This window comes from Exiguobacterium sp. s70, assembly GCF_018618315.1.
Lineage (GTDB): Bacteria > Bacillota > Bacilli > Exiguobacteriales > Exiguobacteriaceae > Exiguobacterium > Exiguobacterium chiriqhucha.
Genome location: NZ_JACSLV010000005.1, coordinates 62917 through 77763, shown reverse-complemented (window position 1 = coordinate 77763; position 14847 = coordinate 62917). Strand labels below are relative to the sequence as shown.

Genomic DNA, 14847 nt, shown 5'->3' with positions numbered 1-14847 from the left:
TCTTGTTTCATGTCCATCCGACTCCTTTCTTATAGATGGTGAATGCGGCCTGTTGCCGCTTGACGCGATTCGTCTCGAGCGTGAAGAGTGAGATGAGCGCGCCGTCGAGAAAACAATAGTAGGCATCGTAAACGTCCTCGAGCGACTGTTCGGGTAACGCCCCTTGCTCCATCGCCAATCGAAACTGTTCTTTCTCAAACGCTTGCAAGTCCGTCTCGACCGACCCGAGCGTCGTCTCGATGAACAATCGCAATTCAGGCGGCGGGACGAGCAACATCCGCTTCGTCAGCATCCATGTCTCCTCTTCTTCAAAGAAGCGAATCAACGTCTCGACGATGGCCTCGATCCGTTCGAGCGGTGCCGCGCCCTCAGTGGCGTCCCGCGCTTCTCGCCAGACGCGATCGTAACGATCTGCCATGTCCTCGACGACTTGTTTGAACAATTGCTCTTTTCCTTCGATATGGGCGTATAGCGACGCTTTCTTAATGCCAACATCCTCGGCGAGTGCCGCTAATGATAGTCCTTCATACCCTTCAAGCGCAAAGCGCCGCCGTGCCGCCAGCTCGATTCGTTGTTTCGTATTCATCCGTCATCGACCCCTTTCTTCATTATCACTTTACCTAACGAACGGTAGGTAGTCAAGTGTCGCGATTGCATTTCTCGTCCACACCCGGCAAACTAAAACCAGTTGACTGCGAAAGGAGCGCTTTATATGCTCGACCAATTCAGCTTCACCTTACCGACCGAGGCCATACGTGGCCGGAAGCGGATTGTCCGTGTCTATCGTCCCGACTTCGTGTCGGCTGACGAACGAATCCCGGTCCTCTATATGCACGACGGTCAAAACGTGTTCGACGGCAAGACCGCCACGATCGGCGAAGGTTGGTCAATCGACCGCCACATCGAGGACTTGCAATTGCCGCTCATGGTCGTCGCCATCGCGAGTGCCCCGGACTGGCTCGACCGCTACGATGAGTATTCGTTTTATGAGGATGAGATGCTATATCGCCGAATCGGGCCGGAACTCGCCAAGACACGGCCCACGCTCGGCGGGAGAGGTCGGGCTTACGCCGACTGGCTCATGAAAGAGTTGAAGCCGTGGATTGATGAACGCTACGCGACCGACCCGGACGACGTCGGCGTGATGGGCAGCTCGATGGGCGGGGTCATCTCGCTCTATATGATGACGGCCTATCCGTCCATCCGGCGCGTCGGCTCGCTCTCGACAGCCGCTTGGGCCAATCTCGACTCCCTCATTCGGGATGTGAAGCAGGCCGATGTGACGGCGCGTCTCTATATGGACATCGGGACGAACGAGACGAGCGGACCGATCACGCCCGAGGATTACCTCTATACGAACGCGAAACTCGTCGAGACGGTCGCACGAACAGGGATCGCCTTCCGCTATGAAGTCGAGCCCGGTGCCGTCCATAATGAAATCGCGTGGCGGCGTCGGCTACCGAACGCCCTCGCCTTCCTCTATGAATTGACATAAAAAAGAGACGAATTCCACGAAGGGATTCGTCTCTTGCTTGATTAAATGACCCAGTTGCCGTCACGCATGATAGCTTCGCGTGAACCGTCTTCGAGTTCGCCGTCGATGTTCATCTCGGCCGAGCCGATCATGAAGTCGACGTGTGTCATCGAGTCGTTCGCACCGTTCTCGGCGAGCTCTTCAGCTGACATTTGCGGTCCGCCTTCGAGACATGTCGAGTAGGCGCGTCCGAGCGCCAAGTGGCATGATGCGTTCTCGTCGAACAACGTGTTATAGAAAAGGAGACCCGAGTTCGAGATTGGTGAGTCGTCCGGCACGAGCGCAACTTCTCCGATACGACGCGCCCCTTCATCGAGGTTCAACAACTCATCGAGTGCCTGTTGGCCTTGTTTCGCTTCCGCCTTCACGACTTTCCCGCCTTCGAACCAAAGCGTGAACCCATCAATCAAGTTGCCGCTGTAGCTGAGCGGTTTCGTGCTCGAGACGTGTCCTTCGACCGAATCTTTATCAGCGAGCGTGAACACTTCTTCGGTCGGCATGTTGGCGATGAAATCGACGCCGTCGATGTTCGGACCGCCGCCGCCAAGGAAGACGTGCTTCTTCGGCAAGCCGATCGTCAATTCCGTGCCCGGTGCCTTGTAGTGGAGCTTCGCATACTTCTTATTCGTGAGTAATGTCGCTCGTTCACGGAGCGATGTGTCGTGCGTATCCCACGCCGCAACGACATCCGCTTGGTCCATTCGCGTCGCTTCGAAAATCGCTTTCCAAAGGGCCGGTACAGCGTCTTCACGGTCTGGGAAGACTTTCTTCGCCCACGCTTCCGAAGCGCCAGCGACGATTGACCAGCTGACGTTGTCGCTCATGACGTATTTACGCCATTTGGCAAGTGCCACGCCGGCAGCACGATTCGAGTCCGCGATGCGTGATGACTCAACGCCGTTCAGTGCGTCCGGGTCGTCGCTGACGATTGATAGGAAGGCTGTCTTCTCTTCGGCCAATTGTTCAAAGCGTGCCTTGAGCCATTCCGGGTATTCTTTGAAGGCATCCGCCGGGGCGTTGAAGTAACGGACTTTCGTCGTCTCTTCGTCGCTCCAGTTGACATACACTTGTTTCGCGCCAGCCGCGTAAGCTGCTTTCACGATTTGACGGACGAGCGGTGCTTGGCTAATATCAGCTCGGACTTCGAGCTGTTGGCCCGGCTGAATGTTGACGCCTTTTTTGACGGCAAGCTCAGCGTAGCGGGCAAATTCTGCCTCGGTCGGCATGGTTACAGTAGACATATGTACAGTTCCTCCTTTTTCACTTATTTCTATTTTCTTAAATTTTCGGAAAAGTTGCAACCAAATCGCAAAAACGGGCATATTAGTAGATGAAGACAGAAGGAGGAATATACATGTCAGATTGGAAAACGACGTACACACACTTTTTAACAAGCGCGACCGAGGACTATACCAACAAAGAAAAATTGGGTGACCTCTTGGTCCAAGGTGAACTCGCTCTCGCTAAAGTGACAGTCGATGTCGCGTCAAGCGAGATTAGCAATATCGAACGGGAAGAAGAACTGACGCTCTACTTCCAAATGAAACAGTTGCTCAATATGTTGCGCGCCCTCTATAACGACCAGTTCGAGATGCAGCCAGACAAACAGCATGCCCTCGTTGCCGCCGTCCTCTACTTCGTATCCCCATTCGATGCGATTCCGGATGACGCTCCGCTCGGCTTATTCGATGACGCTCAAGTCATCGATTACGTTCATGAACAGCTCGCAAGTGATATCGACCGCTTCCATAATGAATTGTAATCATTCGACGCTTGAAATTCCGACATCGTCGGAGTACGCTTGAATGAGTTTATTTCAAAGGGGGCGTATGGCGCCTAGCCATTATCTATGTACGCAAAAACTAGAAAACGGATCGCCGTCGAGACGACCTTGTTCATCATCGCCGGAACGATTCTACAATCGATTTTTGTCGGTCTATTGCTCAAACCAAACGAAATCGGGTCCGGGGGTATCGTCGGGATCACGTTGATCGTCAATGAATTGTTCAACACGCCGATTGGATTCACGCAACTCGTCTTGAATATCCCGCTCTTCATCGTCGGGATTAAATATCTGGGGAAACGGTTCATTCTCATGACCGGCCTCGTCGTCGTCTTATCATCCATCTTGATTGACACGTTGCCCGTGCTCATCCCGCCGACACCGCTCGATGACCCGCTCGTCGCCTCGGTGTTCAGTGGGATTGTTTCCGGCCTCGGGCTCGCCCTGCTGTTGTTCGCAGGCGCTTCGACCGGAGGACTCGACATTCTCGGGAAAGTCATTTATACGAACAACCGGAACTTATCACTCCCGAAAATCTTTTTGACACAAGATATCATCGTCTATATCCTCGTGTTCATCACGTTCGACATTAAAGCGGTCATGTATGCGCTCGTTCTCAGTTTCGTCCGGTCGCGGACGTTGTTGACGATTCATCGGTTCTTCTCGGCGCAGAAGCAGTGTTTCATCATCTGTAAGAAAGCCGATGAAATCAACCTCGTCATCAAGCAGAACTTGAAACGCGGCGTCACGATTATGGACGCGACCGGCGGTTACTCGAACGACTCGAAGAAGATGTTGTATGTCGTCGTCCAGAACAACGAAATTCCAAAACTGCGTCAAATCGTCTCCGAGATTGATTCAGAAGCGTTCGTCACCGTCTCCGAAATCGATTCGGTCGTCGGTAACTTCAAAGAACATTCGTATACACTTTAATCGACAGCGAGTTGCTGTCGATTTTTTTGTGTAACAAACGCATGAACAATCCGATAATAATGGTGAGCCTCTTAGACATATACAGAAGGAGGTGCATGAGTTGACCAACCACTCGTTGCGCCAAACAGTCCCCGCTTTGCTCGTCGGGACCTTTTTTCTCGGACTTTTATTGATTCTGTTCACCCCTTACGCCTTGAGGGAGACGAGTTTGTTCGTCTATTTCACGGCGGTCACTCTCGTCGCGACCGTCTTCAGCGCGACGGCCGTGTTTCAAAATCGTGGGATGCGACGCTACATACATTTACTGATTAGCGCCGGCAATGTCTGCTTCATCGCTTATTTGGTCGGACACCATTTTGGCACATCGACAGCAATCAACCATATGCCGTTCATTCAGAACTTTTTTTATTTGATTATGTCGCTGATTGTCATCACGCAATCGATTGAAATTCGGACATTGAAACTGCGAACATTCGACATTTTCGCCTTGTTCAGTTTCGTGTTGATCGGGGCGTTGCATCTGTTCATTTATTCGAACGACGGTGGGCGTTATGCGGCTCACTTGAACGGGTTTGAAGAACAGATGGTGTTGATTAGTCTCTACATGATGCTCGGCTTCCTGTACTTGAATCGCATCACCTCGGTCGGCCAAACGTTCCGTGTGCTCTTGTTGATCGGCATTCTCGGCTTCACGACCGCCTCGATTTTGAACCAATTGCTCATCTTCAACGGCATCGGCCATGAGTTGGTGCACCTGCTTCAAGTGAGTAGCATCTTTATCATTTCAATCAGCTACGTGTTCGATGAATCGAGAGAAGATGCCCTCGTCTATGACTCCGTGTTCGACTACGTCGTCTATAGCGCGATCGTCATGCTATTCATGCTCGCCTCGGATCGGCTGCTCGGCACATCTGTGCTCGACTCGATGACGGCGAACGCCGTCTTGTTGCTGCTCATCCGTCAGTTCGTCGTCGCCAAACAAAACGCATTGATCAGTCACCGTTTACATACCGTCAATACCGACCTCGAAGTCGCGGTGACGACGAAGGCGCATGAACTCGAGGTCCGCGAACAACAGTATCGCTCGCTATTCGCCTATCATGCCGAACCGATTTTCTTGTTCGACCTCCATGGCGAAGTATTGTCTGTGAACGAGGCCGGCAGCTCGGTGCTTGGTCATGATACGGAAACGTTGATTGGCTCCAACATTTTAGACATTATCGAACAAAAAGACCGGTCCGCCTATGCGACCGTGTTGCACGATTTAACGAACGGTCGCCCCCGGACGCTCGACGTCGATGTCGTCACCGAAGACGGGGCGAAACGGGTGTGGCAGTTGATGAACATTCCGATGATTATCGACGGCGAAGTCGAAGGCATCTATGCGATCGTCAAGGACATCACGCAAATGATCGTCCAACAAGAACAGATTTATTATCAAGCGAACCATGACAGTCTGACCGGGCTTCATAACCGCTACGCCCTGCAAGAACAGATTGAACGGCTGATCGCGGAAGGACGTCCGTTCTCGCTCATGTTCTCCGACCTCGACGGTTTTAAAGAAATTAACGACCAGTTCGGCCATCATATGGGTGACGAGTTGTTGCAACATATCGGTAAACGTCTGCGGGGCGCCTTGTTGCCGAACGAGTATGCGGGCCGGCTCGGTGGTGACGAATTCATCGTTGTCGCCGAGCATGACGACGATGAGATGCTCGTCGAACGGTTACGGCGCTCCGTCTATCGTCCGCCGTACTTCATGGGCGGGACGCTCGTCGAGATTCACGCGTCCATCGGTATCGTCCGCTATCCTGAACACGGTTCGACGCTCAAGCATTTGCTGTCGAACGCCGACCTTGCCATGTATAAGGCGAAGGACAAAGGACGCAACGAGACCGTTTTGTTCGCTCCTGAATTACGGGCCCACAAAGAAGAGCGCAAACTGTTGATGGAAGGGCTTGATACCGCCCTCGAGAAAGGCGAGATCTCGCTTTATCTTCAGCCTCAAGTTGACGCTTCGACGAAAGCCATCATCGGGGCGGAGGCGCTCATGCGTTGGCAACGAGACGGGGTCTTCATCCCGCCAAGCCAGTTCATCCCGATTGCCGAAGAGACGGGGCATATCCATGATCTCGGCCGCTGGATGATTCATGAGACATTCCAATTGATGTACGCATTCGAGCAAGGCGATATCGATTTACCAAAACTATCGGTCAACCTATCCGTCCGCCAACTGTTCGATGAGCACTTAATCGAATATTTGACGACGTTATTCGAACGGTTCCCGATTGAACCTGGCCGACTTAACTTCGAGTTGACCGAGACGGTCGCGGCCCATCAATCCGACCGCGTGTTGACACGGATTCTCGAGTTGAAGGCGCTTGGCATCAAACTGTCGATCGACGATTTCGGTACCGGCTACAGCTCGCTCGCCTACCTCGTCCGCTATCCAATCGATGAGCTGAAAATTCCGCGCGAGTTCACGATGCAACTCGAAGAAAACCGGGAGTATCAGACCGTCACCGCGACCATCGTCGCGATGGCCCGGCAACTAGGGATGGCACTCGTCGCTGAAGGTGTCGAGACCGAGTATCAAGAGAATTTCTTACGGAAAATCGGCTGTGATTCGATGCAAGGCTATCGCTATGCGAAACCGATGCCACTCGATGAGTTTGTTATTTACTATATGAAGCAGACGATGTAACGAACATGCCCCGAACCGGTATCCGGTTCGGGGCATTTGCTCATTTCATCTCATAAATCTTCACTTCGCCCGGCTTCAAATCGACCCACAGGTCCCAATTCTCATCGAACGAATGCTCGGCGTACGGCCATGACGTCGGTGAGTACACCATCTCGGCGAAACGGCTCGCGTTCCAGTTGCGGCGTCGCACCCCGTCGAGCGGGACTTTCCCTTGCAACGGTTGGTGCATATCCGTATTGGCCACGACGAGAAGCGTCTCGTTCGTATCCGGACGCAACCAAGCGAGGCCGATGAACGGCGCATCCATATGTGCCATGGCGAGTGGTTCGAAATGACTCGGGTTGACGAGGACGTCCAACCAACGACGACGCACCTCGGCCACTTGATGCATCAGTTCGATCATCTCGTCTCGCTCCGGATGATCCCAATGGAACTGGTACGCATCGAAGAAAGCAAGCTTTCCAAAGTATGGATCGGTCGGGAAGAGTTGATACGCTTCTTCCGGTCGGCAGTCGAGCCCGGTGTTCATCGGCTGTGTCTCATACAGTTCGAGTCCAGAGTTCGTCATCGGGACGCCGTTCGGTACGAAGCCGTTCAAGACGGTGAGCAAGCGACTCGCCTGCCGTCCCCCATCTCGTGTCGCGATACGGCGTGTGTCTGCCGTTTCTCCGGCCGCAAACACCGGTAACGGTAAGAAGCGCGAGTCGTATACGAATTGGTGCGTCTCATGTGTATCAAAGCGTGGCTCTTTATAGAACCCGTACCCGATAATCATGTTATAGCCCGCTTCTTTCGCCGCCCACGCACCGATTTCAATCAATTCTTCAGCGATGAAGCTGAAGTTGGCGTCGAGTTCACGCGGTTGCTGTAGAATCCGTTGCGCCAAATCGACCGGCAAGGCGTGCCCCATGTCGATGCGAGCTCCATCAATCCCATATTCACGCTGATAGTGCGGAATGATATCGGCAAGCATCGCCCAGAGCGGCTCGTTGATTTGATCGCCTCGGAATTGATTCGATTTGATCGAGTCGAACAAGATATAAGGTGCCAAGTTCGCTTCGCTCACGTAAGGCGCTGCCGCTGTCGGGTGGTCCAAGAACAGACGGAAATACGTCACATCCGACCATGGTGGTTGCGGGTCATTGATGCAATCGGAGAAGGCTGGAGCGGTCGTTAATCCGAACTCGCGCTCGATGACGGCAAGCAAGTTCTCTTCTGGATGCTCGAGCAAGTACGCTCTCACCGTCTCCCACTTGTCCGCATCGACGAGATTCGGTGCCATCGAGAAGCGACGTAAGTGCGCCCAGACGTCTTCTGACCCATAAATCATAGGTAAGAAAGCATGCTCTGGTTTCACGTTCTCACCAATTCCTGGTACGTTTGGCGGATGATAGTAATCGAGTTCGGTCACCGGAATCCAATAAAACCATTCCGGATTTTCGAGAATGAGTCGGTTGTCACGAGCACATGTACGCGGGATGACATCGATGACGACACGAATCCCCACCATGTGACATGCTTCGACGAACGCCGCGAACTCTTCTTCGACCGTCAAGCCGTCTCCGGTCAACGTCTCTTTCAGTTCCTCATCGATTCCAAAAAAGTCTTGCACGGCATAAGGAGAACCAAATTCGCCTTTTTTGTTTTTATGACTGTGTTGCGAGATTGGCAATAAGAACAACGTGTCGATTCCCATGTAAAGGAGATGCGGAATCAACGCGAGCGTTTTGACGAACGTCCCTGTGTCTTTCATGCCGATCGAGTTCTCCATTTCGACATAGCCTGATCCATCATGATCCCATGATGTCGACGTCCGGACTTGCATCGAGTAGACCGAGGCCCGCTTGATCCAATCGCCGCCAGTTTGCAAATATCCGTCCGCTTGGGCGACCGATTGATGGTAACCCCGTCCGTCGACCGCATGGGGAAGAATCGCTTTTTCAATCGTCTCGATCAAGAAATCATATGGATTGACCCGTTCGACCCCATCACGTACAGGCTCTGAAGCGAATTGCAGCCGGTTCCATAACGTCGGAATCTCATAATGGACGTTCGTTCGTTTTTCTTTCAAGACTTGGTGCAACTTGATTAACGATGAGTTCTCTGGCATGTGTATTCTCCTTGTGAATAAAATCGTTCCTCTATCATTGTAAACGATATCAAGAAACGCATTACTATATATTTATACCTTTACCCGATTTTTTCCTTTTCCAAAAAAATATTTTGCGGTGAAATCAGGAAGTATTGTACGATGTTTACAGAAGGAGGGATGACCATGTCCCAACGAAAATGGCTGACCGTACTCATTTCGTTATCCGTCTTATCCATCCTCGTTCTCGCTAGTTTCGCCTTCCAACTTCGCGACACGACAAGGCAAATCGAATCGATTCACGGTCAACGTCTCGACTCGTATGACGCCATCGAGGATATCATGTATTTCAACATCGAACGAGCCAACGCCATCCGTGGTCTTCTCGCCTATGAAGACCGGCGCTTTTTAGAATCGTATTACAGTATGTCCCAGCAAGCAGAAGAATTGAAAACATCCATTGCGAATGATCCCGGCACTCCGAGCTCACTCATCGATTTGCTCCATCGCGACGGGATTTGGGAGCAAGGGGCTGATCAAGTGCTCGTCCTCTATGAAAGGGGCGACATCGAAGCCGCGACCGACCTCGCTGAAACGATGACTGATCAACGTCAAACGATTCTCGAAGATTTGCGCGCCTTAAAAAAGATGCAGTATGACGACATCCGCAAACAATTGATTGCGACGGAGAATCAAATCGATGTGCTGATGCAAGCGCTCACGTCCATCGCCATCCTCCTTAGCGCTGCGATTATCGTCATTTTATTTTTGATTTTCAAAACACGCAAAAAGAACCGACCCCAGTGAGTCGGTTCCCAGCCTCGAGCATGCTCGAGGTTTTTTTATTTGGCGTGAATCAATCGGGCGGCATTTCCGATAGCGAGTAAGGCGACCCCGACATCGGCAAACACGGCTTCCCACATCGAGGCGAGTCCTAATACGCCGAGTAAGAGGAAGAGCGCCTTCATCCCGAACGCGAACGTAATGTTTTGCCAGACAATCCGTCGTGTCTTTTTGCTCAAATCAATCGCCGCCACAACATCGTGTGGGGCATCATTCATGAGAACAAGATCAGCTGCTGCGACCGCAGTATCACTACCGACACCACCCATCACGAGTCCGACATCAGCACGCGCAAGCGCCGCCGCATCGTTCAAGCCATCACCGACAAAAGCGACCTTGCCGGTTGTTGCCAACCGCTCGACTTCCGTTACTTTTTGATGTGGAAGCAACTCGCTGTACACTTCATCGATGCCAATCGCTGAACCGACGGCATTCGCGACTTCTTGCCGATCACCCGTCAGCATGACTGTCCGATATCCATATTGTTTCAACGCACGAATCGTCTGTTCCGCATCCGCCTTCACTTCGTCCCTCAACTCGATTCGTCCGAGCCAGCGATCATTTTTCACGACATGCACAATCGTCCCCGACGTCTCCTTCGGGATCGAGTAGCCCATTTTTTTCATATAGCGGGCACTACCGACGTAAATGCGGTGTTCACCGTCTATAGCCATCAGTCCGTAACCCGGCTCTTCTTGGATTGTTGCGAACGGCGCGACCGGACCGGCCTGCTCGACGATTGCTTTTGCAAGCGGATGCGTCGAAGCCTTCTCGACACGGGACGCAAGTTGGAGCAACTCGTCCTTCGTCAGTTCTCCGTTCGTCGCGATATCCGTCACTTCAAAACGTCCCGTCGTGAGCGTTCCGGTCTTATCAAAGATAACCGTCTCAACTTCGGCGAGGACGTCCAAATACTCGCCGCCTTTCACTAAAATGCCACGCCGCGAGCCAGCACCAATTCCACCGAAATAACCGAGCGGAATTGAAATCACTAAGGCACACGGACAACTAATGACGAGGAAGATTAAAGCCCGGTACACCCACTCCTCCAAATTTCCGACAAACAACGGCGGGACAAACGCGACCACAGCCGCTAAAACGACGACGATCGGCGTGTACACTTTGGCTAATCGTGTGATCATCTGTTCCGTCTTCGCCTTGTTCATGCTCGCCTGTTCAACGAGGACAATCATCTTTTGAAGACTCGACTCCGCGGCCGGTCGCTCGACCCGAACTTCGAGCCGTCCCTCGAGGTTGATCATGCCGGCCAATACGTCTTCACCAGGCCCGACTTGGCGCGGCAACGACTCTCCTGTCAGAGAAGCCGTATCCAGTGAGCTGTCCCCTTGTAACACCTGACCATCCATCGGCACTTGTTCACCAGCCCGCACAATGATGACGGAGCCGACCGTTACGTCCTCAGGTCGTTGCTCAACTTCTCGCCCCTCAACAAGAACGCGTGCGAGTGTCGGTTTCAAATTCAATAGCGACTGAATCGACCGGCGTGAAGCGTGGACCGCTTTTGCTTGGAAATACTCGCCGAGTTGATAAAACAGCATGACGGCGACCGCTTCCGGATACTCCGAAATCGCAATCGCACCGACCGTCGCAATCGTCATTAAAAATTTCTCATCAAACCATTCCCGATGCCATACGTTACGAAATGCAGCATAGACGACATCATAACCCGCAACCACGTAGGCGATTCCGTACACGACAAGCGAATCGGTATACAGACCGACGAGCAGGAATGCGAATGCAATCCCGAACCGCCATAACAAGCGACTCGACATCGGTACTTCCTCATCATCTTTCACAAAATGAGCACCCGGTTCAATTCGCGCCATCGACGCTTCGATAGCGCGAATCGTCTCCGTATGATCCTTCGAATCATACCATTCGATAATCATTCGACTTGTCGCAAAATCAATCTGACAAGCGGCGACACTGTCCTCTCCCGTCACACTCTTCTCGATTTTGGCGGCACAGTTCGTACATGTAATCCCTTCGACGGGCAATACATCTCGTTTCATCTTATTTCGCCCCTTTATATTCAAACGTTCATTTGAATATATCGTAACGCGGTCGCCTCACAATTACAACCGGAAAAAAAGCCGACTGGAATCCCAGTCAGCCTTACGTGTCTGATTCAGTCTCATCTTGCTCGGCGCTATGCGCCATCGCAATCTCGACGAGCAACCGGACGTGGTCATCGTCGAGCGAATAATAAACGACTTTTCCATCCTTTCGATATTTGACAAGTCCTTGCTCGAGCAATGTCCGTAAGTGATGGGACGCCGTGGCATTCGAATGTTTAATTACGGCCGCCACGTCACAGACGCACAGTTCCGCTTCGAGCGTGAGCACGTAGAGCACTTTAAGTCGGGTCGGATCGGCGAACGCTTTGAATAATCGACTAATCCGCGTCGCATCAAGATTGGTCAACGCTTGTTGTAATACCCCGACATCCTCATTCTGAATGGCAATCGTTTCGCATTGGGGTGCTTTCATCCATCTCACCTCATTTTCTATACTTTCATTCTAACAAAATCCGATTTATAAATCTGTTATATATTATTGTTGACTTATCCATCTCTGTTATAATACAATCAAAACAACATAACAGCTACGTTACTTAAATAAAGGGGGCAGTTACAATGAATGAATGGGCAAGCCGACTTGAATCTTCCGTCGAATTTTATCGGAAGTTACCGGATAAGACGTGTCAAGAGTGCGGGAAACAGATGGATGAGCAGTGCGAGTCTTACGAGAACACGTGCCCATCTTGTGCTGAAAAACTCCAACTTAGCGAATAAAACAATCCCTCGGAAACGTGTTCCGAGGGATTTGTCATGGCAGATGATAACCGAGATAGGCCGCCAGCAGACCAAGCACATAGGTCGCAAGCAAATACATCCCGAAGCGAAGCCAGTCTTTGGCGACGAACCGCATCACTTCGAGTTTGAACGTCGAGAACGTCGTGAACGAGCCGAGAAACCCGACACCGAGTCCGAGCATGAGCGACGGGCCGGCACTCGACGCATATAAATAGCCGAGACAAAACGACCCACTCACATTGACGAACAGCGTCGCCCACGGGAACATAGATGTCGTCCATGTTTTGACGAGCTGACCAATGCCAAACCGGGCCATCGCTCCAAAGAACGCCCCCAGCATAATGATGGCGATCGTCATCGCGCCACCTCTTCTCGCCTGAACTGGTTGAACCGACGCCGTCCGAACCAAAACCCGAGCCACGAACTGAACAGACCGAGGACAAGGCTTAGTGTCACGTAGAGCAAGGCCATGCCAATTGCGCCTGACTCCAGCAACTCAATCGTCTCCACACTGAACGTCGAGAACGTCGTGAACGAGCCTATGAACCCTGTTCCGATCGCGGTGACGACACTCGGGGAGAGTCGTCCGGACCGAAACAAGAAGTGTGTCAGCCAACCGAGCGCGAAACTGCCTGATAAATTGATGAGCAGCGTCCCGAGCGGAAACATACCGACCCAAAACGTCTCGATGCCCGTGCCGATCCCATAACGCGCCAAGGCACCTAGCGCTCCTGCCAAACCGACGTATACATATAGCATCGCCAGGCCTCCCTTCAAAAAAACACCTGCCGCGCGCACGTCGCGAGACAGGTGTTGAGTCTGTAACCATTATACCAAGCGATGCGTGATCACGAAATAGCTGCTGGTGCGAACACGGCCGAGATGGCCTCGAACGCCTCATCGAGCTCCTCTTTCGTGATGACGAGTGGTGGTGCCAATCGAATCACCGTCTCATGTGTCTCTTTGCAGAGTAGGCCACGTTCTTTAAGCGCCTCACAGTATGGACGGGCTGCTTCCGTCAATTCGATCCCGATGAACAGACCGCGACCGCGCACATCTTTAATGAGCGGATTGTCGATTGATTTCAAACGGTCCATGAAATATGTCCCGAGTTCGAGAGAACGTTGTGGCAACTGCTCTTCTTCTAACACTTCGAGTGACGCGATCGACACGGCCGCCGCGAGCGGATTCCCTCCGAACGTCGAACCGTGTGAGCCTGGATTGAATACACTCAAGACGTTTTCATTGGCCGCCACACACGATACCGGGAACACGCCGCCCCCGAGCGCTTTTCCGAGAATATACATATCTGGCTCCACATCTTCCCATTCGATGGCGAACCATTTACCTGAGCGACCGAGCCCTGACTGAATCTCATCGGCCACAAATAACACGTTATGCTGTTGGCACAGTTCACTGGCTCGTTTCAAGTAACCAGCCGGTGGGATGATGATGCCGGCTTCGCCTTGAATCGGTTCGACGATGAACGCCGCCGTATTTTCAGTGATGGCCGCCTCGAACGCATCGATGTCACCGTACGGCACGACTTTAAACCCTGGCAATAGCGGCCCGAATCCACGTTGGTATTCCGCTTCTGTCGACATCGACACCGCCGCCATCGTCCGGCCGTGGAAGTTGCCCGAGCAGACGATGATTTCCGCCTGACCTGGGATTTGTTTCACTTCATACGCCCAGCGTCGCGACGCTTTGACAGCCGTTTCGACCGCTTCCGCACCCGTATTCATCGGCAACACCATCTCTTTGTTTGTAAGCGCTGCCACTTTTTTGTAGAAACGACCGAGTTGATCATTGTAAAACGCACGTGACGTCAGCGTGATTTTATCGGCTTGGTCCTTAAGCGCTTGAATGATTTTCGGATGACAATGACCTTGGTTGACGGCCGAATAGGCACTCAACATATCCATGTAGCGGTTCCCCTCTGGGTCTGTCACCCAGATCCCCTTCGCTTCCGAGATGACGATTGGAAGTGGATGATAATTGTGCGCCCCGAATTTCTCTGTCAATTCAATCACTTCTTGTGTCTTTGACATTTGATTTCCCCCTTATCAAAAAACTATCTTACTCCTTCAGTATATGATGACCGTCTTTCTTTTGACAACGACC

14 protein-coding genes are annotated in these 14847 nt (G+C 52.2%); 6 read left to right on the top strand and 8 right to left on the bottom strand.

Annotation, left to right across the window (positions count from 1 at the left end):
• Positions 1-7: 7 nt before the first annotated feature.
• Positions 8-586: a TetR/AcrR family transcriptional regulator gene (locus KNP84_RS11815; protein WP_021065256.1), complete on the bottom strand. Its 579-nt coding sequence runs from the start codon at positions 584-586 to the stop codon at positions 8-10.
• 126 nt (positions 587-712) lie between these two features.
• Between KNP84_RS11815 and KNP84_RS11810 the strand changes: the two genes are divergently transcribed.
• Positions 713-1495: an alpha/beta hydrolase gene (locus tag KNP84_RS11810; RefSeq protein WP_029596078.1), complete on the top strand. Its 783-nt coding sequence runs from the start codon at positions 713-715 to the stop codon at positions 1493-1495.
• A gap of 41 nt (positions 1496-1536) precedes the next feature.
• On the opposite strand, the gene KNP84_RS11805 is transcribed toward KNP84_RS11810, so the two are convergent.
• Positions 1537-2775, bottom strand: coding sequence for an aminopeptidase (locus KNP84_RS11805; RefSeq protein WP_215114850.1), 1239 nt, complete (start codon positions 2773-2775; stop codon positions 1537-1539).
• 113 nt (positions 2776-2888) lie between these two features.
• Here KNP84_RS11805 and KNP84_RS11800 point away from each other — a divergent pair, with 113 nt between their 5' ends.
• From KNP84_RS11800 to KNP84_RS11790, 3 genes are all read left to right on the top strand, one after another.
• Entirely contained in the window at positions 2889-3296 is a 408-nt protein-coding gene (locus tag KNP84_RS11800; protein WP_021065253.1) for a YkvA family protein, read from the top strand.
• Between the two features lie 87 nt (positions 3297-3383).
• A complete protein-coding gene (locus KNP84_RS11795; protein WP_021065252.1) occupies positions 3384-4250 on the top strand; it encodes a YitT family protein in 867 nt (288 codons plus the stop codon).
• Between the two features lie 100 nt (positions 4251-4350).
• Complete coding sequence (locus tag KNP84_RS11790) at positions 4351-6954, top strand: putative bifunctional diguanylate cyclase/phosphodiesterase (protein ID WP_251131236.1); 2604 nt, start codon at positions 4351-4353, stop codon at positions 6952-6954.
• 40 nt (positions 6955-6994) lie between these two features.
• On the opposite strand, the gene KNP84_RS11785 is transcribed toward KNP84_RS11790, so the two are convergent.
• Positions 6995-9064, bottom strand: a complete 2070-nt coding sequence (locus tag KNP84_RS11785; protein ID WP_251131235.1) for an alpha-amylase family protein — start codon at positions 9062-9064, stop codon at positions 6995-6997.
• Between the two features lie 165 nt (positions 9065-9229).
• Here KNP84_RS11785 and KNP84_RS11780 point away from each other — a divergent pair, with 165 nt between their 5' ends.
• Positions 9230-9850: a CHASE3 domain-containing protein gene (locus tag KNP84_RS11780; RefSeq protein ID WP_236355795.1), complete on the top strand. Its 621-nt coding sequence runs from the start codon at positions 9230-9232 to the stop codon at positions 9848-9850.
• Between the two features lie 35 nt (positions 9851-9885).
• Here the strand turns inward: KNP84_RS11780 and KNP84_RS11775 are convergent, their stop codons facing one another.
• Together KNP84_RS11775 and KNP84_RS11770 are read right to left on the bottom strand one after the other, a co-directional pair.
• A complete protein-coding gene (locus tag KNP84_RS11775) occupies positions 9886-11919 on the bottom strand; it encodes a heavy metal translocating P-type ATPase (protein WP_215114849.1) in 2034 nt (677 codons plus the stop codon).
• A 103-nt stretch (positions 11920-12022) separates the two neighbouring features.
• Positions 12023-12397, bottom strand: a complete 375-nt coding sequence (locus tag KNP84_RS11770) for an ArsR/SmtB family transcription factor (protein WP_215114848.1) — start codon at positions 12395-12397, stop codon at positions 12023-12025.
• A 146-nt stretch (positions 12398-12543) separates the two neighbouring features.
• On the opposite strand from KNP84_RS11770, the gene yhfH reads away from it, so the two are divergent.
• Entirely contained in the window at positions 12544-12702 is a 159-nt protein-coding gene (gene yhfH, locus KNP84_RS11765) for a protein YhfH (RefSeq protein ID WP_021065246.1), read from the top strand.
• A 34-nt stretch (positions 12703-12736) separates the two neighbouring features.
• Here the strand turns inward: yhfH and KNP84_RS11760 are convergent, their stop codons facing one another.
• From KNP84_RS11760 to KNP84_RS11750, 3 genes are all read right to left on the bottom strand, one after another.
• A complete protein-coding gene (locus KNP84_RS11760; RefSeq protein WP_029596084.1) occupies positions 12737-13081 on the bottom strand; it encodes a fluoride efflux transporter FluC in 345 nt (114 codons plus the stop codon).
• The gene (gene crcB / locus KNP84_RS11755) at positions 13078-13482 is read right to left on the bottom strand and encodes a fluoride efflux transporter CrcB (protein WP_215114847.1); all 405 of its coding nucleotides are present in this window, start codon (positions 13480-13482) and stop codon (positions 13078-13080) included. Before crcB ends, KNP84_RS11760 begins: the two co-directional genes overlap by 4 nt.
• 89 nt (positions 13483-13571) lie before the next feature.
• Complete coding sequence (locus KNP84_RS11750) at positions 13572-14774, bottom strand: ornithine--oxo-acid transaminase (protein WP_029596085.1); 1203 nt, start codon at positions 14772-14774, stop codon at positions 13572-13574.
• Positions 14775-14847: the final 73 nt, after the last annotated feature.

Excerpts from the sequence above, each read along its gene's own strand:
- KNP84_RS11815 (WP_021065256.1), bottom strand. The coding sequence starts at position 586 with ATGAATACGAAACAACGAATCGAGCTGGCGGCACGGCGGCGCTTTGCG.
- KNP84_RS11810 (WP_029596078.1), top strand. The coding sequence starts at position 713 with ATGCTCGACCAATTCAGCTTCACCTTACCGACCGAGGCCATACGTGGC.
- KNP84_RS11805 (WP_215114850.1), bottom strand. The coding sequence starts at position 2,775 with ATGTCTACTGTAACCATGCCGACCGAGGCAGAATTTGCCCGCTACGCT.
- KNP84_RS11800 (WP_021065253.1), top strand. The coding sequence starts at position 2,889 with ATGTCAGATTGGAAAACGACGTACACACACTTTTTAACAAGCGCGACC.
- KNP84_RS11795 (WP_021065252.1), top strand. The coding sequence starts at position 3,384 with ATGTACGCAAAAACTAGAAAACGGATCGCCGTCGAGACGACCTTGTTC.
- KNP84_RS11785 (WP_251131235.1), bottom strand. The coding sequence starts at position 9,064 with ATGCCAGAGAACTCATCGTTAATCAAGTTGCACCAAGTCTTGAAAGAA.
- KNP84_RS11780 (WP_236355795.1), top strand. The coding sequence starts at position 9,230 with ATGTCCCAACGAAAATGGCTGACCGTACTCATTTCGTTATCCGTCTTA.
- KNP84_RS11775 (WP_215114849.1), bottom strand. The coding sequence starts at position 11,919 with ATGAAACGAGATGTATTGCCCGTCGAAGGGATTACATGTACGAACTGT.
- KNP84_RS11770 (WP_215114848.1), bottom strand. The coding sequence starts at position 12,397 with ATGAAAGCACCCCAATGCGAAACGATTGCCATTCAGAATGAGGATGTC.
- yhfH (WP_021065246.1), top strand. The coding sequence starts at position 12,544 with ATGAATGAATGGGCAAGCCGACTTGAATCTTCCGTCGAATTTTATCGG.
- KNP84_RS11760 (WP_029596084.1), bottom strand. The coding sequence starts at position 13,081 with ATGACGATCGCCATCATTATGCTGGGGGCGTTCTTTGGAGCGATGGCC.
- crcB (WP_215114847.1), bottom strand. The coding sequence starts at position 13,482 with ATGCTATATGTATACGTCGGTTTGGCAGGAGCGCTAGGTGCCTTGGCG.
- KNP84_RS11750 (WP_029596085.1), bottom strand. The coding sequence starts at position 14,774 with ATGTCAAAGACACAAGAAGTGATTGAATTGACAGAGAAATTCGGGGCG.